The following is a 22,562-nucleotide window of genomic DNA, read 5'->3' on the forward strand; positions in this document are numbered from 1 at the left end:
CGATGACAAGGGACGTCGTAGGTCATGGGCAAGGTCACAGGTTTTCTCGAAATCGAGCGGCACGATCGCAAGTACGCGCCGGTTGCCGAGCGTCTGAAGAACTTCAACGAGTTCGTGGTACCGCTCTCCGAGAAGGAGCTGCGCGACCAGGCGGCGCGCTGCATGAATTGCGGCATTCCCTATTGCCACGGCACCGGCTCGGCCGCGCCGGGCACCACCGGCTGTCCAGTCAACAACCAGATCCCGGACTGGAACGACCTCGTCTACAACGGCAATTGGGAAGAGGCGTCGCGAAATCTGCACTCGACCAACAACTTCCCCGAGTTCACGGGCCGCATCTGCCCGGCCCCGTGCGAGGCGTCGTGCACGCTGAACATCGACGACAATCCGGTGACCATCAAGACGATCGAATGCGCCATCGTCGACAAGGCCTGGGAGAACGGCTGGCTGAAGCCGGAGCCGGCCGCTGTGAAAACCGGCAAGAAGATTGCGGTCGTCGGCGCCGGCCCCGCCGGCATGGCCTGCGCCCAGCAACTGGCGCGCGCCGGTCACGACGTCCATGTCTTTGAGAAGCACGCCAAGGCCGGCGGCCTGCTGCGCTATGGCATTCCCGACTTCAAGATGGAGAAGGGCATCATCGACCGCCGCATCACCCAGATGGAAGGCGAAGGCGTTACCTTCCACTATGGCGTCAATGTCGGCGGCAAGGACGGCCTCGATGCGACGTCGCTGCTGAAGGATTACGACGCGGTGGCGCTGACCGGCGGCGCGGAAGCCCCGCGCGACCTGCCGATTCCCGGCCGCGATCTCACCGGTATCCATTACGCGATGGACTTCCTGCCGCAGCAGAACCGCCGAGTCGGCAACGAGCCCGTGAACGCGACCGACATCCTGGCCGGCGGCAAGCATGTCGTCGTGATCGGCGGCGGCGACACCGGCAGCGACTGCATCGGCACCTCGCTGCGCCAGGGCGCGCTGTCGGTGACCCAGCTCGAGATCATGCCGGCGCCGCCGGAGCGTGAGAACAAGGCGCTGACCTGGCCGAACTGGCCGCTGAAGATGCGGACGTCGTCGAGCCAGGCCGAAGGCGCGGCGCGCGAGTTCGCGGTGCTGACCCAGAAGTTCGAAGGCGAGAACGGCGCGGTCAAGAAGCTGCATTGCGTCCGCGTCGACGCGCAGTTCAAGCCGATTCCCGGCACCGAGTTCGTGCTCGCGGCCGATCTGGTGCTGCTGGCGATGGGCTTCGTCCATCCGGTGCATGAGGGCCTGCTCAAGAGCCTCGGCGTCGATCTCGACCCGCGCGGCAACGTCAAGGCCAACCTGACGGACTACCAGACCTCGCTGCCGAAGGTCTTCTCCGCCGGCGACATGCGCCGCGGCCAGTCCCTGGTGGTATGGGCGATCCGCGAGGGCCGCCTGTGCGCCCAGGCCGTCGACAAGTTCCTGATGGGCAAGACCGAGCTGCCGCGCTGAGCCGTGGCGTGAACACCCTGTTTCGCTAACTGGACGGGCTTGCACCGACTGTTGGGTCAAGATCGCATCCAGTCAGCAGAACGTGAAACAAAAAAGGGGTGGGGGCTTCCTCGACATGAATCTCCGCACGGCCTGAAGTGGCAGGTCAGGTCGACGGTCCATGATCGATCGGATGAGCGTCGAAGCGTCAGGGTCGACGTGTCACCGTGAAGCCCCCACCCGTTCTGGCCATCGGGCCAGCTCGGATGAGCCGCGCCTCGCGCGGCTCCGATGTCAGGCGGGATGAGGCCGCGTGCAGCGACAGCGGCCCGGCTCGGCAGCGGGCGTGCCTTCGAGGATTGCGCGCACCGCGAGCATCACGATGTCAGCCATGTGGACGGTCCCCACTGTTCGACGGCAGGACGCCGCGAGCCCCCTTGGTTCCCGCAACCTAAAGCTGCGACTCTTAAGATAAGCACAATGGCCGCGCCGGCATTCCATTCAAATGCAGTTCGCGCGTGATCATGTCCGCGCTGATCACGCGAATACGCGTTTTGACTCGCGTCATCGGAGAGTGATCAGGCCTTGGTCCTTGCCCAGATGTCTTCGACCGGCACCGGCGGCGTCACCCGGAAGATCTCGTCGATGACGCGGCCGAGTTCGGCAGCGCTCTCGATCAAACGCTCCTCGACGACTTCGCCATCGCGCGCCTGCCGCTGATAGCGGCGGGTGACCAGCTTGTGACGTATGCCGGGCTCGACACGCTCCATCATCAGCGTATGCGTGGCCGGCACGTTCGGGCTGGTCGAGGTGTACCAGCTGCCGAGCACATAATCGGCATGGATCTGCGGCGCGAGGTCGAACGCATACATCATGCGCCAGCCCGTCGGCTGCTTCGCGCTGACCGTATAGAGCCCGTCCCACGTGCCGACGCGGAACGTTCCCATCGGCGTCTGCTGCTCGGGTCCGAGCTCGAGACGAATGGGCGCATCCATCATGCAGATGCCGAAGCCGACATCGACGAGATACGGGCGGCCATCGACCTCGACCAGCAGCATCATGTGCTGGCGCGGCCCGAGCGGATCTGATGGCGCCGAGCGCCAGCGCACGCGACCCGTCAGGCCGGTGACCTCGAAGCCGACCGCTTCCAACACGGCCTGGAACAGCACGTTCTGCTCGAAGCAGTAGCCGCCGCGGCGGCCGAGCACGAGCTTCTGTTGCACGGATGGCAGGTCGACATGGACGGGACGGCCCATCAGCGGATCGAGCGCCTCGAACGGCAGCGCGTCGACATGCGCGGCCTGCAGCGCTGCGAGCGTCGACAGGTCGGGCGCGAGCGGCCCGCGATAGTCGATGCGGGCGAGATAGGAATCCAGCTGAAGCTCGCAGGCCATCGCAACGCTTTCCCGTCAGCTCTCGATGCGCTTCCAGATCACATCGACGGGCACCGGCAGCGTGAGCCCGAACACCTCCTCGATGACGCTGCGCAGCGTCTCGGGCGTTTCGATGATCCGTTCGCTCCTCACCTCGCCATCGCGCGCTTCGATGACCAGGCGGCGATTGACCAGCTTGTAGCGCGCCTCACGCGTCAACCGCTCCAGGATCAGCATCGAGGTGAACGGCGTCAACGGGCTGGTCGAGGTGAACCAGTTGCCGAGCACATAGTCGGCATGAATCTGCGGCACCAGATCAAACACATACATCGTGCGCCAGCCGGCCGGCTGCTTCGCCGCGAGCCAATACAGCCCATCAGACAGCGTCAGACGGAACGTACCCATCGCGGTCGGCTGCTCGATGTCGGCAACCATCTGCAGCGGCGTATCGAGCAGGCAGGAGCCGAAACCGACATCGGCGAGATGAGGCCCCTCCGGCAGGTCCACCTTCAGCATCATGTGCGTGCGCGGCGTCAGCGGCGCATCGGCATCGAGCCGCCAGCGCACCCGCGCCGAGAGCGGCGTCACCGCAAAGCCGATCGCCTGCAGCGCCGCTTTCAGCAGCGCATTCTGCTCGAAGCAATAGCCGCCGCGGCGGCCGTCGACGATCTTGGCCTGGACCGAGGCGAGATCGATGTTCACGGGCCGGCCGAGCAGCGGATCGATGCCTTCGAAGGCGATCGCATCGACATGGGCGGCCTGCAATCCGGCCAGCGTCTCGAGCGTCGGCGCCAGCGGCCCGCGATAGCCGATGCGCACGAGATATTTATCCAGATCGAATGCGCCCGGCATCGGCTCTGCTCCCTGTCTCGGACGAGCCCATAGCACGACGCCGCCGTGCCCGGCCAGAACGGGACCGCGCACGTGCCCAAGCTCGGCTCATCCCGTCTGCCGGCTCCAGCGCTCGGCAAAGCGATGCAGCGGCAGGAAGGTCTCCAACAGCTCGCGCCCCAATGGCGTCAGCTCGTAGCCGCTGTCGCCCAGCACGATGAAGCCCGCCTCGCGCAGCTCGTCCAGCCGCGCCTGCAACACGGTCGGCGAGGCCTCGTCGCAGGCCGCGCGCAGCGCCCGGGAGGTCAGGGCGTCGTCGCGCAGCTCCCAGACGATGCGCAGGCACCAGCGCCGGCCCAACAGATCGAGCAGCGCCATGACCGGCCGGCCCGAGCGCGAGCCGCGCACCCGGCGCGGTTGAACGTCTTTCGGCACGAAAACTCTCCAACAGCTTGCCAAGCGCTACGGAAAGCGTAGCATACCGCTACAGTAAATGTAGCACCGCACAGGAGGAACCGCCATGCCCCGGATCGCCCCGCTGCAGCCGCCCTACCCGGCCGACATCCAGGCGCAATTCGACCAGATCATGCGCGGGGCGCCGCCCTTGATGCTGTTCCGGGTGATGGCCGGCCATGCGCGCGCCTGGACCAAATTTCGCGGCGGCAGCCTGCTCGACCGCGGCCCGCTGTCCCTGCGTCAGCGCGAGATCGTCATCGATCGGACCTGCGCGCTGAATGCGTGCGAGTACGAATGGGGCGTGCACGTCCGCATCTTCGGCTCAGACGCCGGCCTGACGGCGCAGCAGATCGACGCCACCGTGAATGCACCGGCCGACGCGGCGTGCTGGTCGGCCCCCGAACGGGCCCTGATCGCTGCGGTCGATGCCTTGCACCAACGGTCGACCTTGAGCGACGACGAATTCGCCCGCCTCCGCCTGCATCATGATGAGGATCAGGTGCTGGAAATCATCCTGCTGTGCGGCTTCTATCGCACCGTGTCGTATGTCGCGAACGCACTGCAGCTGCCGCTGGAGGCCGATGCGGCACGATTCAACGCAGGCTGACCGGTCTTCCCAAGCGCGCGGCAGCCGGGCGCCCGCAAACGACGCTTCGAGCTAGGCCACCCCGGCCCGCAACAGATCGTGCATGTGCAGGATGCCGACTGGCTTCAAGCCATCCGTCACGATGAGCGTCGTGATCTTGGCGGAGTTCAGGATCTCCAGCGCCTCGGAGGCCAGCGCCTCGCGGCGCACGGTGCGCGGGTTCGCCGTCATGATCTCCTCGACCGATGCGGACAACAGATCGGCGCGCATCTTCCGGCGGAGGTCGCCGTCGGTGATGATGCCGGCGACGTGACCACGAGCATCGACGATGACCACGCAGCCGAGCCCCTTGGCCGACATCTCGGCCAGCGCATCCGGCATGCCGGTGCCGAGCGGCTTCAGCGGCACCGCGTCGCCCGAGCGCATCAGGTCCGAGATGTGCTTGAGCATGGCGCCGAGCTTGCCGCCCGGATGGAAATTGGCGAATTCCAGCGCGGTGAAGCCGCGGCCTTCGAGCAGCGCGATCGCGAGCGCATCGCCGATCGCGGCCTGCATCAGGGTCGAGGTGGTCGGCGCCAGATTGTGGGGGCAGGCCTCGCGCGCCTTCGGCAGCTCCAGCACGATGCGCGCCGCCTGCCCCAGCGACGATTGCGCATTCGAGGTGACCGCGATCAGCGGGATGGCGAAGCGCTTGGTATAGTTGACCAGCGTCTTCATCTCCGGCTGCTCGCCGGACCACGACAGCGCGATGACGACGTCGTCGGAGGTGATCATGCCGAGATCGCCATGGCCGGCCTCGGCGGAATGCACGAAGAACGCGGGCGTGCCGGTCGAGGCGAGCGTGGCGGCCATCTTGCGGGCGACGTGGCCGGACTTGCCGAGACCGGTGAGGATCGCCCGGCCCTTCGCCTGGCGGATCAGTTCGACGGCGGCGGCGAAGGCCGCTCCCAGAGGTCCCGACAGCGCCGCGGAGATCGCGGCAATGCCGTTGCTGCCGGCATCGAGCGTGCGCAGTGCCGACTGGATATCTGCGTTGGCGGGAGCGGTGTCGGGCAACGGCTTCGATCTCGGCATGCGGACTTCCAAGGCTGAACAGTCAGGCGCCGCTCTTTAGCATGGGTAAGGCAGCAAGGCGCCATCAACAGCCCATTAACCATATTTGTTTTTACTCCCTTAACGACGCGGTTTGCCGGGCGGCGCGGGTGTCCCGACGACGCAATTGATTTTGTTGGAGTATTTTCATCGTGGGGTGGAGGCCTGACAGCGGCCGCGCGAGGCGCGCGCGAAGGCGCGCGGTGTGGCGCGGCGCCTCCGCCGCATGCCTGCTGCTCGGCGCGCTCGGCCCCGATGCGGCGCACTCGCAGACCATCGACGTGTTCCGGCCGGTGCGCGACGGCTTCCTGGCTCCGCAGGACTCCCCGTTGCGGCGGACCGTGGTCAGCGGCCTGACCGATGCCGTCCCGACGCCAGGGCTGCCCGCGACGCCTGCGCCGACCAGCTCGGCCGCACGACGAAATCTGGTCCCCCTGCCCGGTGTACCCGCGGCCAGCGGCGCATCCGATGTCGGCTATGATTCGCTGAATCGCACCCGCAAGAAGCCGAGATACTATCCCGCCCAGGCGCGGCCCAAGCCGGCGCCGGGCCCCGGCACGCGGCCGTCCGGCGAGCTCACCGGCCAGTTGCGCCCGACCCTGCCGCCCTCGGCCTCCGCCAACCGGCAGCCGCTCCCGCCTGCCATGGCCGGCACCGTGCCCGGCCAGCCGCCGCGCAAGCGCCTCAGAATCGACGACGACCCGTTCGGCGCGGTCGGCGACTACGCCGGGCCGTTCCTGATCAAGGGCGCGGTGGAGCTCTCGGCCGGCTATGACAGCAACCCGGCCCGCCTCGCCAAGCCGCGCGGCATGCCGGCCTGGGTGATCGCGCCGGAATTCCTGGCGGTGTCGAACTGGGAGCGTCACGCCCTCGTCGCCGACCTGCGGGGCTCCTTCACCGGCTATGGCAGCACCCTGCCGGCTATCATGGATGGCGGCATCAATTCGGCGCCGACCACGCTCGACCGCCCCGACTTCACCGGCCATGTCGACGGCCGCCTCGACGTCAGCCGCGACACCTCGGTCGGCGCCCAGCTCCGGCTGCGTGCCGCGACCGACAATCCCGGCAGTCCCAGCGTGCAAGCTGGATTGGCGCGCTATCCGGTCTACACCACGCTCGGCACCACCGTCGGCATCGACCAGCGCTTCAACCGGCTGCAGGTCTCGGCGGGCGCCACCGCCGATCGCACCAGCTATCAGCAGAGCAAGCTGACCGACGGCACGATGACGTCGAACGACGACCGCAACTACAACCAGTTCGGCGGCATCGGCCGGGTGTCCTACGAGGTCATGCCCGGCCTGAAGCCGTTCGCCGAGATCCAGGGCGACAGCCGCGTGCACGACCAGCGGGTCGATCGCTCGGGCTATCAGCGCGACTCCTCGGGCGGCTATGCCAAGGCCGGCACCTCGTTCGAGTTCACCCGGCTCCTGACCGGCGAGGTCTCGATGGGCTATGCCACGCGCAGCTATGTCGACCCGCGGCTCAACCGGCTGCAGGGCTTCCTCACCACGGCCTCGCTGGTGTGGTCGGCGACGCCGCTGACCACCGCGCGGTTTCTCTCCGACACCCAGCTCGCAGAAACGACGGTGGCCGGCGCCTCCGGCGTGCTGGTGCGCACCTACACGGTGCAGGTCGACCACGATTTCCGCCGCTGGCTGACCGGCATCGGCAAGTTCAGCTTCGGCACGCTCGACTATCAGGGCTACGGCCGCAGCGACCGCACCTATTCGGCCGAAGGCAACCTCGTCTACAAGATGTCGCGGAACGTCTGGGTCAAGGGCACGCTGCGCTACGACAAGCTGGATTCGAACATCACCGGCGCCGGTTCTTCCGGCACGGTGGTGATGGTCGGCGTGAGGCTGCAGAATTGAACCCAGCTCTCGCCCCGTCATTGCGAGGAGCGCAGCGACGAAGCAATCCAGGGTTTTGGAAACGACTCTGGATTGCTTCGCTGCGCTCGCAATGACGCGGTGGGGCTGTCGCTCAAAGCGGTCAACTCGCCCGCAGGACTACGCGGCGGCCACCGTGAGCTGCGCGCCGTCCGCCTGCACGATGCGGACGCGGCTGCCGGCCGGCGTGTCCGGGCCCGCCACGCGCCACACCGTGTCGTCGATACGCACGGTGCCGTTGCCACCGACGATCGGCTTCTCCAGGGTGAACTCGCGACCGACCAGGGCCGCCGAGCGGCGGTTGAGGAATGGATTGTCCTGCGACGGCGCCGCGCTCGCCCGCGCGAGGCGCCGCCACAGCGGCACGGCGGCGAGCGCGAACAGCGCGAACAGCAGGATCTGCAGTTGCCATCCCGGCGCAAACGCAAACGACAGCAGCCCGACCAGCAGCGCCGCGAGGCCCAGCCAGAACAGGAAGATGCCCGGCGCGAGCAGCTCCAGCGCCATCAGGATGATGCCGAAGATCAGCCAGTTCCAGGTGCCGAGCGTCACGAACATGTCGCTCATCAGTGTCCTCCCCTGCGTCAAGCCTGCGGCGGCGTCGGCGGTTTCGGCGCCGTCCCCGCTGACGGCACCGAGCCGCCGCGGCGCGCGGCTGCCACGGCCGAAGCCGCGCTCTCGCCGAACGTCGCCTTGGCGATCTCGCCGATGCCGGCGAGCGAGGCCAGCATGCCCGTCGCCTCCAGCGGCAGCATGATCACCTTCTGGTTCGGCGAGTCGGCGAGCTGGCCGAACGCCTTGATGTACTTGTCGGCGATGAAGTAGTTGAGCGCGGCGACGTCGCCCTTGGAGATCGCGTCCGACACCATCTGCGTCGCCTTGGCCTCGGCCTCCGCGGCGCGCTCGCGCGCCTGGGCATCGAGAAAGGCCGATTCGCGGCGGCCCTCGGCCTGCAGGATCTGGCTCTGCTTGGCGCCTTCCGCGCGCAGGATCTCCGACTGCCGCTGGCCCTCGGCCTGCAGGATGTCGGCGCGCTTGACGCGCTCGGCCTTCATCTGCCGGCCCATCGCCTCGACCAGATCGGCTGGCGGCACGATGTCCTTGATCTCGATGCGGTTGACCTTGAGGCCCCATGGCGACACCGCGGCGTCGACGACGCGCAGCAGCCGCTCGTTGATCTCGTCGCGATGCGACAGCACCTGGTCGAGATCCATCGCGCCCATCACCGAGCGGATGTTGGTCATGGTCAGCGTGACGATCGCCTGGTTGAGGTTCGACACCTCGTAGCTCGCCTTGGCGGCGTCGAACACCTGGTAGAAGGCGACGCCGTCGACCGTCACGGTGGCGTTGTCCTTGGTGATGACCTCCTGCTCGGGGATGTCGATCACCTGCTCCATCATGTTGATCTTGCGCCCGATGCGATCGAAGAAGGGCACGATGATGTTGAGGCCCGGCGACAAGGTGCGGGTGTATTTGCCGAACCGTTCGACGGTCCAGTCGAACCCCTGTGGCACGGTCTTCACGCCGGAATACAGCGTGAAGATGACCAGCAGCACCAGCGCTATGGCGAAAATGTCGAAACCGCTCATGGATCCTCCAAGGGAGGAGACGATCGTCCCCTCACCAGCCTCTGCAGCCATCACAATCTAGGGATTACTGCATGATTTGGTCGGGGGTCCGCTAGGCGCGGTTCAGGAAAGTATTTTCGACGGGCGGCCGGCCGTCCGCCTTGCGCCGGCGGGCGGCTCACCTAGCGGGCCGGCAATACCGCCGACGGCTCAGAGCCAGCCGTTTACAACCAGCCCTGCAGCTCGCGCAGCACGAGCTGCCGCAGCACCTCCATGCCGGGCGCGCTGTCGTTCAGGCACGGTACGGCGGAGAATTCCTCGCCGCCATTGTGCTTGAAGATCTCGCAATTCTCACCGGAGATCTCCTCCAGCGTCTCCAGGCAGTCGGCGGCAAAGCCCGGCATCACCACGGCGATGCGCTTGACGCCGTCCTTGGCGAGCTTCTCGATGGTCTTGTCGGTATAGGGCTGCAGCCACTCCGAGAAGCCGAAGCGCGACTGGAAGGTCAGCAGCAGCTTGGTGTCGTCCATGCCGAGCCGCTTGCGCAGCAGCTCGGTGGTGGCGACGCACTGCTCGCGATAGGGATCGCCCTTGTCGACATATTCCTTGGGCATGCCGTGGAACGAGGCCACGATCAGCTCGGGCTTGTACGCCAGCGTCTTCAGATGATCCTCGATCGAAACGGCCAGCGCCTCGATGTAGAAGTCGTCGTTGTAATAAGGCGGCGTCACCCGCAGCGTCGGCTGCGCGCGCAGCTCGGTCAGCACGCGGAACGCCTCGTCGCACACGGTCGCCGAGGTCGCGGCTGAATATTGCGGATAGAGCGGCACCACCAGGATGCGGTCGCAGCCCTGGGCCATGAGACCATCGACGCCAGCCTTGATCGACGGATTGCCGTAGCGCATCGCCCAGTCGACGATGACGTGGCTGCGGTCGGCCAGGCTCGCGGCCAGCTTCTCGCTCTGCGCGCGGGTGATCGTCTTCAGCGGCGATTCGTTCTTCTCGGTGTTCCAGATCGACTGGTAGTCTTTCGCCTTCTTGCGCGGCCGGACATTGAGGATGATCCCGTTGAGGATGATCTTCCACAACAGGCCCTGGTCCTCGATGACGCGGCGGTCGGACAGGAACTCCTTCAGATACACCCGCACGCCGGCGGCGTCGGCCGTATCCGGCGTCCCGAGATTGACCAGCAGCACGCCGACGCGGGACGTGCTCGCGGCCGGCAACGGCCTGACGTCGACAGGCCTGGCATTGTCCAGAGAGATGGCGGCGGTCATGATGCCCGTGACTGCTGAAGGGCGTGGCTTGGCGGCTTGTTTCGACATTGTCAAGATAAGGGCCATTTCACTGTTGTCATCGGGCTGGAGGAGCCATGACGATTGCCGAATTGTGCATTTTCGCCAGCGTAATGCTCTATCTCTTAACGATCGTGCCGGCGAAATGGATCAGCGTCGACGGTGGCGGGCGCTATGACAACGCCCGGCCGCGAGATCCCGCCTTCTACGCCGGCGGCATCCGCGAGCGGGCGCTGGGCGCCCATCAGAACGGCATCGAGGCGTTCCCGTTCTTTGCCGCGGCGGTGCTGCTGGCCGAGTTCCGCGGCGCGCCGCAGAACCTGATCAACGAGCTGTCGGTGCTGTTCGTGATCGTGCGCACCGCCTATGTGCTGACCTACGTCGGCAACCGGCCGTCGCTGCGCTCGATCCTGTGGGCGATCGGGTTCCTGATCACCGTCGCGATCTTCTTCCTGCCCCTGCTGCGCCAATACCTGCCGGTTTGAGTGGGCCCAGTTTCCGGGCGTGAGAAGCGTCACATCTCCATGCCCATCCGGATGCTAACCAAAACGGCCATGCGGCCTCCGTCTGTACGCCATTCGTTTCTCCTTTGATCCGGTCTGCTGCGGCCAGTTGATTGGATTTGACGGCGAAATTCCCTATAGGCGGAGTGAATTGGACTGCCGCAGCGGCACTGTGAGGCCGCCAGAGGGATCGTGATGACTTTGACCAGCTCGGCCCCCGCGCGCGCGCCGCGCGACCCGGGAAATTACCAGACCGCCCTGCAATCGACGGTGCGGGCGGCCGCGGACTGGCTGATCGCCAACCAGAAGCCCGACGGTCATTGGGTCGGCCGCGCCGAATCCAACGCCTGCATGGAGGCGCAATGGTGCCTGGCGCTGTGGTTCATGGGGCTCGAGGAGCATCCGCTGCGCAAGCGCCTGGGCCAGTCGCTGCTCGACAGCCAGCGCCCGGACGGCGCCTGGCAGGTCTATTTCGGCGCCCCCAATGGCGACATCAACGCGACCGTCGAGGCCTATGCCGCGCTGCGCTCGCTCGGCTTCCGCGACGACGAGCCGCCGGTGCGCCGCGCCCGCGAATGGATCGAAGCCAAGGGGGGCCTGCGCAACATTCGCGTGTTCACGCGCTATTGGCTGGCGCTGATCGGCGAATGGCCGTGGGAGAAGACCCCCAACATCCCGCCCGAGGTGATCTGGTTTCCGCTCTGGTTTCCGTTCTCGATCTACAATTTCGCGCAATGGGCACGCGCAACCCTGATGCCGATCGCGGTGCTGTCGGCGCGGCGGCCGAGCCGGCCGCTGCCGCCCGAGAACCGGCTGGACGCGTTGTTTCCGCATGGGCGCAACGCGTTCGACTACGAGCTGCCGGTCAAGGCCAATGCCGGCGGCTGGGACAAGTTCTTCCGCGGCGCCGACAAGGTGCTGCATGCCCTGCAGAACCTCGGCAACAAGCTCAATCTCGGCCTGTTCCGCCCGGCGGCGACCAGCCGCGTGCTGGAATGGATGATCCGCCACCAGGATTTCGACGGCGCCTGGGGCGGCATCCAGCCGCCCTGGATCTACGGCCTGATGGCGCTCTACGCCGAGGGCTATCCGCTCAATCATCCCGTTCTCGCCAAGGGCCTCGATGCCCTGAACGATCCCGGCTGGCGAGTCGATGTCGGCGACGCCACCTACATCCAGGCGACCAACAGTCCAGTGTGGGACACGATCCTGACGCTGCTCGCCTTCGACGATGCCGGTGTGCTCGGCGATTACCCCGAGGCCGTCGACAAGGCGGTCGACTGGGTGCTCGACCGCCAGGTCCGCGTGCCCGGCGACTGGTCGATGAAGCTGCCGCACGTCAAGCCCGGCGGCTGGGCGTTCGAATACGCCAACAACTATTATCCCGACACGGACGACACCGCCGTGGCGCTGATCGCGCTGGCGCCGCTGCGCCGTGATCCGAAGTGGCAGGCCAAGGGCATCGACGAGGCGATTCAGCTCGGCGTCGACTGGCTGATCGGCATGCAGAGCGAGGGCGGCGGCTGGGGCGCGTTCGACAAGGACAACAACCAGAAGATCCTGACCAGGATCCCGTTCTGCGACTACGGCGAGGCGCTCGATCCGCCGTCGGTCGACGTCACCGCCCACATCGTCGAGGCGTTCGGCAAGCTTGGCATCTCGCGCAATCATCCCGCCATGGTGCGCGCGCTCGACTACATCCGACGGGAGCAGGAGCCGAGCGGCCCGTGGTTCGGCCGCTGGGGCGTCAACTACGTCTACGGCACCGGCGCGGTGCTGCCGGCGCTGGCCGCGATCGGCGAGGACATGACGCAACCCTATATCGGCCGCGCCTGCGACTGGCTCGTCGCGCATCAGCAGCCGGACGGCGGCTGGGGCGAGAGCTGCGCCTCCTACATGGATGTCAGCGCGGTCGGCCGCGGCACCACCACGGCGTCACAGACGGCGTGGGCGCTGATGGCCCTGCTCGCCGCCAACCGTCCGCAGGACAAGGAGGCGATCGAGCGCGGCTGCATGTGGCTGGTCGAGCGCCAGTCGGCCGGCACCTGGGACGAGCCGGAATTCACCGGCACCGGCTTCCCCGGCTATGGCGTCGGCCAGACCATCAAGCTGACCGATCCCTCTTTGCAGGAGCGGCTGATGCAGGGCCCGGAGCTGTCCCGCGCCTTCATGCTCCGCTACGGCATGTACCGCCACTACTTCCCGCTGATGGCCTTGGGCCGCGCGCTGCGGCCGCAGGGGCACTAACAACTCATCGCCTCCGCGCGTGCCCGTGAATGCGCCCTCCCCCCTTGTGGGCGAGGGCATGTAGGACAGCGCGCTGCAGGGACTGGCCGCGGCATAGGGTAAACATAGGGGACGGAAGCCAACAGCTCAGCCGCGCCCGCTCAGAAGCAGGTCGTGCGTTCCGCCGCGATGTAGCCCAGCAACAAGCCCGCGCCGAACAGCAGCACCAGACCGGCGGCGCCGAATTCCAGGCCGCGCATGATCAGGGCGCCGCCGCCCTCGCGGCCGGCGCTGAGCCGGCGGGCGACGTCCTTGGCGGCGACGGCGAGCACCGCGATGGTCGCGACGGTCACCGCCGTGCCCATGCCCATCACGAAGGTCGCGGCGACGCCGGCCCAGAACATGCCCTGGGCCAAGGCGAACACCAGCACGAGGATTGCGCCCGAGCACGGGCGGATGCCGGCGGCGAAGATCGCCTGAAAGCCGCGCTGCCAGCCGCCGGGACCGGCGAGCTCGCTCGGCGCGGGCCCGTGGGAATGGCCGCAACCGCAATCATCGCCGTGAACGTGATCGTGGTGGACGTGATCGTGAGCGGCGGAACCATGCGCCGCCGCAGCATGGGCGTGCGCATGATCGTGGTGATGATGATCGTGGCCGTGGTGGTCGTGACCATGATGGTCATGACCGTGATGATCATGATGAGGCGCGCGATGCTGGTGATCATGCGCATGGCTATGATCATGGGTCGACGGCGCCACCGCGGCCGCGGGCGCACCGGCCAGCGCCAATGCCGGCGCCGCCGGCTGCCAGGTGCGCAGGAACGCCGCGCCCTTGACCCAGACCAGGCGCGCGCCGAGCAGCGCGATCAGCCCGTAGCTCGCGATCTCCACCACCTTCTCGGCGCTGCACATCGTGGCCGCGGTGGCATTGAGCACCACGGCGCCGATGCCGACGATGACGACCGCGACCAGCGCCTGCATCAGGCCCGAGGCGAACGACAGCACGATGCCGCGCTTCGCCGTCTCCTGGTTGGCGACGAGATAGGACGCGATCACCGCCTTGCCGTGGCCGGGGCCCGCAGCATGAAAGATGCCGTAGGCGAACGAGATCGCCAGCAGCCACCACACCGCCGAGCCATCTTGCTTGGCCGAGCGGATCGCCCCCGACATCTGCCGGTAGAACTCCGACTGCTTGGTGAGCAGCCAGCCGACGATGCCGCCGACCTGCGGCTCGGCCGGCGCGCCGAACGGCGATTTGGCGAGCAGCACATGCGAGGCGGCGTCGGCGGCAACGAGCACAGCGACGATCGCGGCGCAGGTAAGGAGCGGTCGGGCAGAGCTGGGGCGAGGTGTCATGGACATTCCACTGAGATCTTGTTGGCGAAATTCATTCCGAAATTGGCGTTCGCCCCGCCGCTCAGGAATGTCTGTTCGTTCATGGTCTGCGCGACGGAGCCGCCGTCGCTCGGTCTCACCAGGCCGAACTTGCAGCCCGAGGGAGCGCTGACCAGCGTGACGGGATCCTTCTCCGCCATCTGGAAATCGATGAAATAGCTGGGATCGTAGACCTCGACCTGGAGCTGCTTCGGCTTCACCGGCGCCTTCAGCGGCAGGGTGAAGTGCAGGGTCAGCTTGGTGTCCTTGTATTCGAGGTAATAGTCGACGGGGTCCTCGAGCTTCTGCTTGCGCCCGTCGGCCTTGAGGAAGGTGAAGTAGGCATATTCCTTCAGCGACTCGGCGTTGGTCTGCGCCAGCGGCGCCAGCTCCTCGCGGGTGTAGACGCCCTTCTGCTTGGTCTCGAGGCCCTGCAGCGCATAGGTCGCGAACATGTCGTCGAAGGTCCAGGCGTGCCGCACGCCGGTCACCGAGCCATCGGCCGCATAGAGCAGCTGGCTGGTCGCGGTGACCCAGACATGCGGATGGGCGCTCGCCGCGCTCGCGCCGAGCACGAGCGTCAGCGCAGCGAGGACGAACCGGACCAGCGCCATCCCCTTCATCTCAAGCCGCCTTGGCAACGTCGAGCAGGCCGCGCCGGCGCAGCAGCGCGTCGGGCTCGGGCTCGCGGCCGCGGAAGGCGATGTAGGCCGCTTCCGGATCGACCGAGCCGCCGGAGGCGTAGACATTGTCGTGGAGCCGCTTGGCGACCGCCGGGTCGAAGATGTTGCCGGCTTCCTCGAAGGCGCCGAAGGCATCCGCATCCATCACCTCCGACCACATGTAGCTGTAATAGCCCGCCGCATAATGGTCTCCCGAGAAGATGTGGCCGAATTGGGTCGGCCGGTGGCGCAGCGCGATTTCGGGCGGCATGCCGATCTTCTCCATCTCCGCCCGCTCGAACGCACGCACGTCCTTCGACGCCGCTGCCGGCTGGGTGTGGAATTCGAGATCGATCAGCGCCGAGGAGACGAACTCGACGGTGGCAAAGCCCTGGTTGAAGCGGCGCGCGGCCAGGAAGCGGTCGAGCAGGTCCTGCGGCAGCGGCTCGCCCGTCTGGTAGTGGCGCGCGAAGGTCTGCAGCACCTCGGGACGCTCCTGCCAGTGCTCGTAGAGCTGCGACGGCAGCTCGACGAAGTCGGTGAACACCGCAGTGCCCGACAGCGACGGATAGGTCACGTTGGACAGGATGCCGTGCAGGCCGTGGCCGAACTCGTGGAACAGCGTGCGGGCATCGTCCGGCGACAGCAGCGACGGCTGTCCGTCGGCCCCCTTGGCGAAGTTGCAGACGTTGATGATCAAGGGCGCGGTGTCGCCGTCGAGCTTCTGCTGGTCGCGCAGCGAGGTCATCCAGGCGCCGGAGCGCTTTGACGAGCGGGCAAAGTAGTCGCCATAGAACAGCGCCTTGTGGCAGCCTCCCGCGTCCTTGATCTCCCAGACCCGGACGTCCGGATGCCAGACCGGGATGTCCTTGCGCTCGGCGAAGGTGATGCCGAACAGCCGGGTGGCGCAATCGAAGGCGGCCGCGATCATATTGTCGAGCGAGAGATACGGCTTGATCGCGGCGTCGTCGAAGTTGGCCTTCGCCTGGCGCAGCTTCTCGGCGTAATAGCGCCAGTCCCAGGCCTCGAGCTTGAAGTTGCCGCCCTCCGCCGTGATCATCTCCTGCAGTTGATCGCGATCGGCCAGCGCCTTGGCGCGCGCCGGCTTCCAGACGCGCTCCAGCAGCCCGCGCACGGCCTCCGGCGTCTTCGCCATGGAATCCTCGAGGCGATAGGCGGCGAAGTTGGGAAAGCCCATGATCCTGGCGGCCTGCTCGCGCAAGGACAGGATCTCGCCGATGACGGCGTTGTTGTCGTTGGAATTGCCATTGTCGCCCCGCGCGGTGAAGGCCTTGAACACCTTCTCGCGCAGGTCGCGCCTGCCTGAGCTCTGCAGGAACGGCTCGACCGACGAGCGCGACAGGGTCACGATCGCCTTGCCGGGCATGCCGCGCTCATCCGCCGCAGCCTTGGCGGCAGCCACGAAGCTCTCGGACAGGCCGGCGCGGTCGTCCTCGCCGAGCTCGAGGTACCAGTCCTGCTCGTCGCCGAGCACATGGTGGCTGAAGGTGGTGCCGAGCTGGGCGAGCTTCTCGTTGATCTCGGCCATCCGCACCTTGTCGTCGTCCGAGAGGCCGGCGCCGGCACGGCGGAAGCGGGTATAGGTGCGCTCCAGCAGCCGCTGCTCCTCGCCGGTGAGCTTGAGGTCCTTGCGGTTGTCGTAGAGCAGCGCGATGCGGCCAAACAGCACGGCATTCATCATGATCGGGTTCCAGTGCCGCGCCATCCGCAGCGACACGTCCTTGTCGATCTCCAGAATCGCCGGGTTGGAATGCGCCGACACCAGATCGTAGAAGACAGCCGCGACCTTCGACAGCAGCTTGCCCGAGCGCTCCAGCGCCGTGATGGTGTTGGCGAAGTCCGGCTCGGCCGGATCATGGGTAATCGCGGTGATTTCGGCGGCGTGGTCGGCGAAGGCGCGCTCGAAGGCCGGCAGGAAGTGCTCGGGTTTGATCGCGTCGAAGGGCGGTGTCTGGTGCGGGGTCTCCCAGGCCACGAGCAGCGGATTGGTCTGGGCGTCGATCACAGCGGTGGTGTCTGACATCGGCTGGGGTCCGTCCTCTCCCGGAAGTTCGATGCGCCCCTCATATCATGGAGCTGGCTCTTTTTGGGTCATTTCCCCTTGAAGGGCCGGGCCTTTTCGGAGAGATTGCGGCCCGCAACAGGACCCTGGACCATGAACGCAGAGACCACCTCCAAAGCCGGCCGCCAGATCGCCTGGCCGACCGTGATCACCGTCATCTCGGCGGCGATCCTGATCGGTGCCGAAGTGTTCGGTGCGGCCTTCGCCGGCGGCTGGGCGCTCGCGATTCTGTTCGGGCTCGGCGATGGCGGCGCGCACATCGTTCAGGCCGTGCTGTTCGCGATCGGCGTGTTCGTGATGATCGGCTTCATCCGCGGCGCGCAGCGCATCGAGCCGTTCACCAGGCGCGCGTGAACAGCGTAAAAACACTGTCCTGCAAGCGTGAGCGCGTTACGAAAGTTTAAGCTCGCTTAACGTTCGTTCAGACATCAGCGCAGCATGTGTGTCGCGTAAGCACAGATTAGGGAAATCTTTCCCGGCGCCCAAAAATTCCTTGCGAACGAAATTCAAAACGCTTATTTCCGCTTCTGCCCAATTTCGCACGTGCCTGTGGTCGTGTGTCAGTCGGTAGGTATCCGGACAAGAGGCCGGACAGCCGCCAAGGGATGAGGAACCGAGGGGCCCTCGGATCGTTGCGATCAAGATCACCATGATCGAGATCGTCATGCTCCAGAGCCCAGCATCTCTCTCAAGAGATGCCGCTGAAGGTCACCCCATCTTTTGCAACCGTGACTGGCAGCCGGAGGCGAACCGGCGCACCCCGCTCTCAACGGGGGACGCGACTTAAAGCAACGACGGATCGGGCTTTTTTGGTCTCTACCGGCAGTCCAAAGCCGGCGCGGGCTACTGAAAAGGCTTGTCCTTCATTGCCAGGTGTGCGGGCGGGAAATTCCCAACCAATCCACGGCAGCACAATTCGGCTACGGGTTCGAGGTTTTGTCGCCTTTCCATCGGGCGGCAACGCCAAGGCACCCGTGTCGGGATCATTTTGAACGGGTCTCCGTCGCTGGGGCCGTTTGGAGGGTGCTATGACCGAACGTATCCGGGAATTCCTGCGCAACCGCCGCGAGGAAGGTCTGGACCACGAGCCCTGTCTCGTCGTCGACCTCGATGTCGTGCGCGACAACTACACCAACTTCGCCCGGGCGTTGCCGGACAGCCGCGTGTTCTACGCGGTCAAGGCCAACCCGGCGCCGGAAGTGCTGTCGCTGCTCGCCTCGCTCGGCTCGTCCTTCGACACGGCGACGGTCGCCGAGATCGAGATGGCGCTGGCCGCCGGCGCGACGCCGGACCGCATCTCCTATGGCAACACCATCAAGAAGGAGCGGGACATCGCGCGCGCCTATGCGCTCGGCATCCGCCTGTTCGCGGTCGACTGCGCCGCCGAGGTCGAGAAGATCGCGCGCGCAGCGCCCGGCGCCAAGGTGTTCTGCCGCATCCTGTACGATTGCGCCGGCGCCGAATGGCCGCTGTCGCGCAAGTTCGGCTGCGATCCGGAGATGGCGGTCGAGGTGCTGGACCTGGCCAAGCGGCTGGGCCTGGAGCCGTGCGGCATCTCGTTCCATGTCGGCTCGCAGCAGCGCAAGGTGAAGGCGTGGGACCGCGCGCTGGCGATGGCCTCGACGGTGTTCCGCGACTGCGCCGAGCGCGGCATCAACCTGACCATGGTCAACATGGGCGGGGGCTTCCCGACCAAGTACCTGAAGGACGTGCCGCCGGTCGTGCAGTACGGCCGCTCGATCTTCCGTGCGCTGCGCAAGCATTTCGGCAACCAGATCCCGGAGACGATCATCGAGCCGGGCCGTGGCATGGTCGGCAACGCGGGGATCATCGAGTCGGAAGTGGTGCTGATCTCGAAGAAGAGCGACGAGGACGAGCTGCGCTGGGTCTATCTCGACATCGGCAAGTTCGGCGGCCTCGCCGAGACGATGGACGAGTCGATCCGCTACGCGATCCGCACCCCGCATGAGGGCGCGGAGATGACCCCGTGCGTGCTCGCCGGCCCGACCTGCGATTCGGCCGACGTGATGTACGAGAAGCTGCCGTATCCGCTGCCGGTGACGCTCTCGATCGGCGACAAGGTGCTGATCGAGGGGACCGGGGCCTATACGTCGACCTATGCGTCGGTGGCCTTCAACGGCATCCCCCCGCTGAAGACCTATCACATCTGATCCGGCGGCCCTCGCCCGCGCGCGGGTGAGATAGGCTAAGAGCCTCGGGTGGGGCGTTCCCCCACCCCGACCCTCCCCCGCAAGCGGGGGAGGGAGCGATAGACCGTCACCTTCAACCTGACATCACGTGTTTGCGCGCGGGCGAAGGCTTGCCGCGCAGGCCGGGGACTGACGTGCCATGACCGCTTTTCGCATCCCTTCGACTGCGCCCTCTCGGACTGCCGCTCCGTTCGTGATCCGCAGCGAACGGGCCTCCGACGTCGCGGCGCGCGAGACGCTGCTCGACCTGTGCTTTGGCGAGAATCGCCATGAGCGCACCTGCCAGCGCCTGCGCGACGGACGCGCGCCCGCCGCGGGCCTCGCTTTGTCGGCGGTGCGCGGCGGCGCGCTGGTGGGAACGCTGCGGTTGTGGCACGTCAGCGCCGGCGGACGCGACGCGCTGATGCTGGGGCCGCTGGCGGTCGCGGCCGAGGCGCGCAGCCTCGGCGTTGGCGCTGCGCTGATGAATGCCGCGCTGATGATCGCGGCGTCGCGCGGCCATGGCGCGGTGATCCTGCTCGGCGATGCGCCCTATTACGCCCGCTTCGGCTTCTCGGTCGCGCAGACCGCCGCGCTGGAGCTGCCCGGCGCGTTCGCGCGCGAGCGCCTGCTCGGGCTCGAACTGGTCGAAGGCGCGCTGGACGGCGCGTCGGGCATGATCGTCGCGACCGGCGCTGCCGAACGCAAGGCCCGCCGCTCGCGTCGCGAGCGGCCGATGCGATGCGCAGCGTGAAGGCCAGGGCGGCGACAGCGCCGCAGCGGCGGACACTGCTACCGACGCTCCTGCTGATCCTGCTCGGGATCATGATCGTCCGCGACATCGTGGTCAGGCGCTGGTCCAGCACGCCGCCCGCCGGACCTGACGTCACCCGCCCGCGTTAGGCATGCCGGCAGGCCGCGTCCTGCCCGCCCCGCCAGGGGTTGCGCAGGTGCAGCAAAAGCTCTTTAACCCCCGAAAATCCCCCCACGAGGTCCGCCATGTCCCGCCGCCTGATCTCTACCGGATCACCGTTCGAGAAGACCGCCGGCTACAGCCGCGCCGTCATCGATGGCGACTTCGCCTTCGTCGCCGGCACCACCGGCTATGACTACACCACCATGACGATGCCGGCCGATGTCACGAGCCAGTCACGCAACTGCTTCAAGACCATCGCCGCTGCCCTGCAGGAGGGCGGCTTCGAGATGGCCGATATCGTCCGCGCGACCTACTACCTCACCGACGTCAACGACGCCGATGCCCATTTTGCGGTCTGCGGCGAAGTCCTCGGCGACATCCGCCCCGCCGCAACGCTGCTGGTCGTCGCGGCGCTGCTCAAGCCGGAGATGAAGGTGGAAATCGAAGTCACCGCCAAGCGCCGCAGCCGCTAACGCGGCGCGGCATCCGAGGGCGGCGCGCCGCCTGAATCCATCCATCCCACGCACCTTTCGCGGAGAACCATTCATGAGCTCGCAGATCCACGCGAAGATCACCGGCCCCATCGTGATGATCGGCTTCGGCTCGATCGGCAAGGGCACCCTGCCCCTGATCGAACGCCATTTCGACTACGACAAGAGCCGCTTCGTCATCATCGATCCGCATGACGACGGCGCGCTGGCGAAGAAGCATGGCGTCCGCTTCATCCAGCAGGGCGTGACCCGCGACAATTACCGCGAGCTGCTGGTGCCGTTGCTGACCGCGAGCGGCGGCCAGGGCTTCTGCGTGAACCTGTCGGTCGACACCTCCTCGGTCGACCTCATGACGATGTGCCGCGAGATCGGCGCGCTCTACATCGACACCGTCGTCGAGCCGTGGGCCGGCTTCTATTTCGACAAGCAGATGGGGGTCGAGCAGCGCTCCAACTACGCGCTGCGCGAGACGCTGCTCGCCGCCCGCCGCAAGAGCCCCGGCGGCACCACCGCCGTCTCGACCTGCGGCGCCAATCCCGGCATGGTGTCCTGGTTCGTCAAGCAGGCGCTGCTCGACATCGCCAAGGACACCAAGACCGAGATCGTCGAGCCGAAGAGCCGCGAGGGCTGGGCGCAGCTGATGCAGAAGCTCGGCGTCAAGGGCGTCCACATCGCGGAGCGTGACACGCAGCGCTCCAGGAATCCGAAGCCGATGGACGTGTTCGTCAACACCTGGTCGGTCGAGGGCTTCGTCTCCGAGGGCATGCAGCCGGCCGAGCTCGGCTGGGGCACGCACGAGACATGGATGCCGGAGAACGGCCGCCGCCACAGCGAAGGCTGCGGTGCCGCGATCTATCTGCTGCAGCCGGGCGCCAATACCCGCGTGCGCTCGTGGTGTCCGACGCCGGGCGCGCAATACGGCTTCCTGGTGACCCACAATGAGTCGATCTCGATCGCCGACTACTACACCGTGCGCGACGGCGACAAGGTGGTGTACCGCCCGACCTGCCACTACGCCTATCACCCGGCCAATGACGCGGTGCTGTCGCTACACGAGATCTTCGGCGCCACCGGCAAGATGCAGGGGAAGTGGCACATCCTCGACGAGAACGAGATCGTCGACGGCATCGACGAACTCGGCGTGCTGCTCTACGGCCACGGCAAGAACGCCTATTGGTACGGCTCGCAGCTCTCGATCGAGGAGACCCGCCGCATCGCGCCGTACCAGAACGCGACCGGCATGCAGGTGTCGTCCGCCGTGCTCGCCGGCATGGTGTGGGCGCTGGAAAACCCGACCGCCGGCATCGTCGAGGCCGACGAGATGGACTTCCGCCGCTGCCTCGAGATCCAGTCGCCCTATCTCGGCCCGGTGAAGGGCTACTACACGGATTGGACCCCGCTGAACGACCGCCCGGGGCTTTTCCCGGAGGATATCGACACGTCCGATCCGTGGCAGTTCCGCAACATCCTGGTGCGGTGACTGGCTGGGCCGCACTCTCTCCTCCGTCATGGCCGGGCTTGACCTGGCCATCCACGAAGCCGCGCAGTTGAACGACGTGGATGCCCGGGGCAAGCCC

General features: G+C 66.8%; 21 protein-coding genes. 11 read left to right on the plus strand and 10 right to left on the minus strand.

All coding sequences use genetic code 11. The features are described from left to right. The first annotated feature begins 24 nt into the window (after positions 1-24). Entirely contained in the window at positions 25-1,473 is a 1,449-nt protein-coding gene (locus tag QW887_RS25685; protein WP_315716554.1) for a glutamate synthase subunit beta, read from the plus strand. 557 nt (positions 1,474-2,030) lie between these two features. On the opposite strand, the gene QW887_RS25690 is transcribed toward QW887_RS25685, so the two are convergent. The 3 genes from QW887_RS25690 to QW887_RS25700 form a co-directional block, all read right to left on the minus strand. Then, positions 2,031-2,846 carry an arylamine N-acetyltransferase gene (locus QW887_RS25690; RefSeq protein WP_316186090.1) on the minus strand — a complete coding sequence of 272 codons (816 nt, stop codon included), beginning with the start codon at positions 2,844-2,846 and terminating at the stop codon, positions 2,031-2,033. A gap of 15 nt (positions 2,847-2,861) precedes the next feature. Then, positions 2,862-3,677, minus strand: coding sequence for an arylamine N-acetyltransferase (locus tag QW887_RS25695; protein ID WP_316186089.1), 816 nt, complete (start codon positions 3,675-3,677; stop codon positions 2,862-2,864). An 87-nt stretch (positions 3,678-3,764) separates the two neighbouring features. Then, positions 3,765-4,034 (minus strand): winged helix-turn-helix transcriptional regulator, encoded by a 270-nt coding sequence (locus QW887_RS25700; RefSeq protein ID WP_315716709.1) that lies wholly within the window; start codon positions 4,032-4,034, stop codon positions 3,765-3,767. Positions 4,035-4,176: 142 nt separating this feature from the next. On the opposite strand from QW887_RS25700, the gene QW887_RS25705 reads away from it, so the two are divergent. After that, positions 4,177-4,719 (plus strand): carboxymuconolactone decarboxylase family protein, encoded by a 543-nt coding sequence (locus tag QW887_RS25705; RefSeq protein WP_316186088.1) that lies wholly within the window; start codon positions 4,177-4,179, stop codon positions 4,717-4,719. A gap of 51 nt (positions 4,720-4,770) precedes the next feature. Here the strand turns inward: QW887_RS25705 and QW887_RS25710 are convergent, their stop codons facing one another. Continuing rightward, positions 4,771-5,772 carry a KpsF/GutQ family sugar-phosphate isomerase gene (locus QW887_RS25710; RefSeq protein ID WP_315716550.1) on the minus strand — a complete coding sequence of 334 codons (1,002 nt, stop codon included), beginning with the start codon at positions 5,770-5,772 and terminating at the stop codon, positions 4,771-4,773. Between the two features lie 170 nt (positions 5,773-5,942). Here QW887_RS25710 and QW887_RS25715 point away from each other — a divergent pair, with 170 nt between their 5' ends. Beyond that, a complete protein-coding gene (locus QW887_RS25715; RefSeq protein WP_316186087.1) occupies positions 5,943-7,661 on the plus strand; it encodes an outer membrane beta-barrel protein in 1,719 nt (572 codons plus the stop codon). A gap of 138 nt (positions 7,662-7,799) precedes the next feature. On the opposite strand, the gene QW887_RS25720 is transcribed toward QW887_RS25715, so the two are convergent. The 3 genes from QW887_RS25720 to hemH form a co-directional block, all read right to left on the minus strand. Beyond that, positions 7,800-8,246, minus strand: coding sequence for an NfeD family protein (locus tag QW887_RS25720; RefSeq protein ID WP_315716548.1), 447 nt, complete (start codon positions 8,244-8,246; stop codon positions 7,800-7,802). Positions 8,247-8,263: 17 nt separating this feature from the next. Then, positions 8,264-9,268, minus strand: a complete 1,005-nt coding sequence (locus tag QW887_RS25725) for an SPFH domain-containing protein (RefSeq protein ID WP_315716547.1) — start codon at positions 9,266-9,268, stop codon at positions 8,264-8,266. A gap of 203 nt (positions 9,269-9,471) precedes the next feature. Then, positions 9,472-10,524 (minus strand): ferrochelatase, encoded by a 1,053-nt coding sequence (hemH, locus tag QW887_RS25730; RefSeq protein WP_316171310.1) that lies wholly within the window; start codon positions 10,522-10,524, stop codon positions 9,472-9,474. 95 nt (positions 10,525-10,619) lie between these two features. Here hemH and QW887_RS25735 point away from each other — a divergent pair, with 95 nt between their 5' ends. After that, positions 10,620-11,027, plus strand: coding sequence for an MAPEG family protein (locus tag QW887_RS25735; protein ID WP_315716545.1), 408 nt, complete (start codon positions 10,620-10,622; stop codon positions 11,025-11,027). A gap of 213 nt (positions 11,028-11,240) precedes the next feature. Continuing rightward, a complete protein-coding gene (gene shc, locus QW887_RS25740; RefSeq protein ID WP_316195285.1) occupies positions 11,241-13,292 on the plus strand; it encodes a squalene--hopene cyclase in 2,052 nt (683 codons plus the stop codon). Between the two features lie 140 nt (positions 13,293-13,432). Here shc and QW887_RS25745 read toward each other — a convergent pair whose 3' ends face one another. Genes QW887_RS25745 through QW887_RS25755 form a run of 3 tightly spaced genes read right to left on the minus strand, consistent with a single transcriptional unit; the run spans position 13,433 to position 17,350 of the window. Beyond that, positions 13,433-14,626, minus strand: a complete 1,194-nt coding sequence (locus QW887_RS25745) for a nickel/cobalt transporter (RefSeq protein WP_316195287.1) — start codon at positions 14,624-14,626, stop codon at positions 13,433-13,435. Further along, the gene (locus tag QW887_RS25750; protein ID WP_315825478.1) at positions 14,623-15,258 is read right to left on the minus strand and encodes a DUF1007 family protein; all 636 of its coding nucleotides are present in this window, start codon (positions 15,256-15,258) and stop codon (positions 14,623-14,625) included. The genes QW887_RS25745 and QW887_RS25750 overlap by 4 nt, the downstream gene beginning before the upstream one ends. A gap of 10 nt (positions 15,259-15,268) precedes the next feature. Beyond that, a complete protein-coding gene (locus QW887_RS25755; protein ID WP_316195289.1) occupies positions 15,269-17,350 on the minus strand; it encodes a M3 family metallopeptidase in 2,082 nt (693 codons plus the stop codon). Between the two features lie 132 nt (positions 17,351-17,482). Here QW887_RS25755 and QW887_RS25760 point away from each other — a divergent pair, with 132 nt between their 5' ends. The 6 genes from QW887_RS25760 (at position 17,483) to QW887_RS25785 (ending at position 22,465) form a co-directional block, all read left to right on the plus strand. Further along, positions 17,483-17,743, plus strand: a complete 261-nt coding sequence (locus tag QW887_RS25760; protein ID WP_315716541.1) for a hypothetical protein — start codon at positions 17,483-17,485, stop codon at positions 17,741-17,743. Positions 17,744-18,417: 674 nt separating this feature from the next. Further along, positions 18,418-19,560, plus strand: a complete 1,143-nt coding sequence (locus QW887_RS25765) for a type III PLP-dependent enzyme (protein WP_316195291.1) — start codon at positions 18,418-18,420, stop codon at positions 19,558-19,560. A 178-nt stretch (positions 19,561-19,738) separates the two neighbouring features. Then, a complete protein-coding gene (locus QW887_RS25770; RefSeq protein ID WP_315769277.1) occupies positions 19,739-20,332 on the plus strand; it encodes an N-acetyltransferase in 594 nt (197 codons plus the stop codon). Beyond that, the gene (locus QW887_RS25775; RefSeq protein WP_315753684.1) at positions 20,320-20,481 is read left to right on the plus strand and encodes a hypothetical protein; all 162 of its coding nucleotides are present in this window, start codon (positions 20,320-20,322) and stop codon (positions 20,479-20,481) included. The genes QW887_RS25770 and QW887_RS25775 overlap by 13 nt, the downstream gene beginning before the upstream one ends. Before the next feature lie 96 nt (positions 20,482-20,577). Continuing rightward, positions 20,578-20,967: a RidA family protein gene (locus tag QW887_RS25780; RefSeq protein ID WP_315716538.1), complete on the plus strand. Its 390-nt coding sequence runs from the start codon at positions 20,578-20,580 to the stop codon at positions 20,965-20,967. 73 nt (positions 20,968-21,040) lie between these two features. Beyond that, positions 21,041-22,465 carry a homospermidine synthase gene (locus tag QW887_RS25785; RefSeq protein WP_315753686.1) on the plus strand — a complete coding sequence of 475 codons (1,425 nt, stop codon included), beginning with the start codon at positions 21,041-21,043 and terminating at the stop codon, positions 22,463-22,465. Positions 22,466-22,562: the final 97 nt, after the last annotated feature.

The organism is Bradyrhizobium sp. SZCCHNRI3052 (assembly GCF_032484895.1).
Taxonomy (GTDB): Bacteria; Pseudomonadota; Alphaproteobacteria; order Rhizobiales; family Xanthobacteraceae; genus Bradyrhizobium.

Coding starts and splice junctions, on each gene's coding strand:
- QW887_RS25685 (WP_315716554.1), top strand. CDS start 25: ATGGGCAAGGTCACAGGTTTTCTCGAAATCGAGCGGCACGATCGCAAG.
- QW887_RS25690 (WP_316186090.1), bottom strand. CDS start 2,846: ATGGCCTGCGAGCTTCAGCTGGATTCCTATCTCGCCCGCATCGACTAT.
- QW887_RS25695 (WP_316186089.1), bottom strand. CDS start 3,677: ATGCCGGGCGCATTCGATCTGGATAAATATCTCGTGCGCATCGGCTAT.
- QW887_RS25700 (WP_315716709.1), bottom strand. CDS start 4,034: ATGGCGCTGCTCGATCTGTTGGGCCGGCGCTGGTGCCTGCGCATCGTC.
- QW887_RS25705 (WP_316186088.1), top strand. CDS start 4,177: ATGCCCCGGATCGCCCCGCTGCAGCCGCCCTACCCGGCCGACATCCAG.
- QW887_RS25710 (WP_315716550.1), bottom strand. CDS start 5,772: ATGCCGAGATCGAAGCCGTTGCCCGACACCGCTCCCGCCAACGCAGAT.
- QW887_RS25720 (WP_315716548.1), bottom strand. CDS start 8,246: ATGAGCGACATGTTCGTGACGCTCGGCACCTGGAACTGGCTGATCTTC.
- QW887_RS25725 (WP_315716547.1), bottom strand. CDS start 9,268: ATGAGCGGTTTCGACATTTTCGCCATAGCGCTGGTGCTGCTGGTCATC.
- hemH (WP_316171310.1), bottom strand. CDS start 10,524: ATGACCGCCGCCATCTCTCTGGACAATGCCAGGCCTGTCGACGTCAGG.
- QW887_RS25735 (WP_315716545.1), top strand. CDS start 10,620: ATGACGATTGCCGAATTGTGCATTTTCGCCAGCGTAATGCTCTATCTC.
- shc (WP_316195285.1), top strand. CDS start 11,241: ATGACTTTGACCAGCTCGGCCCCCGCGCGCGCGCCGCGCGACCCGGGA.
- QW887_RS25745 (WP_316195287.1), bottom strand. CDS start 14,626: ATGACACCTCGCCCCAGCTCTGCCCGACCGCTCCTTACCTGCGCCGCG.
- QW887_RS25750 (WP_315825478.1), bottom strand. CDS start 15,258: ATGGCGCTGGTCCGGTTCGTCCTCGCTGCGCTGACGCTCGTGCTCGGC.
- QW887_RS25755 (WP_316195289.1), bottom strand. CDS start 17,350: ATGTCAGACACCACCGCTGTGATCGACGCCCAGACCAATCCGCTGCTC.
- QW887_RS25760 (WP_315716541.1), top strand. CDS start 17,483: ATGAACGCAGAGACCACCTCCAAAGCCGGCCGCCAGATCGCCTGGCCG.
- QW887_RS25765 (WP_316195291.1), top strand. CDS start 18,418: ATGACCGAACGTATCCGGGAATTCCTGCGCAACCGCCGCGAGGAAGGT.
- QW887_RS25770 (WP_315769277.1), top strand. CDS start 19,739: ATGACCGCTTTTCGCATCCCTTCGACTGCGCCCTCTCGGACTGCCGCT.
- QW887_RS25775 (WP_315753684.1), top strand. CDS start 20,320: ATGCGCAGCGTGAAGGCCAGGGCGGCGACAGCGCCGCAGCGGCGGACA.
- QW887_RS25780 (WP_315716538.1), top strand. CDS start 20,578: ATGTCCCGCCGCCTGATCTCTACCGGATCACCGTTCGAGAAGACCGCC.
- QW887_RS25785 (WP_315753686.1), top strand. CDS start 21,041: ATGAGCTCGCAGATCCACGCGAAGATCACCGGCCCCATCGTGATGATC.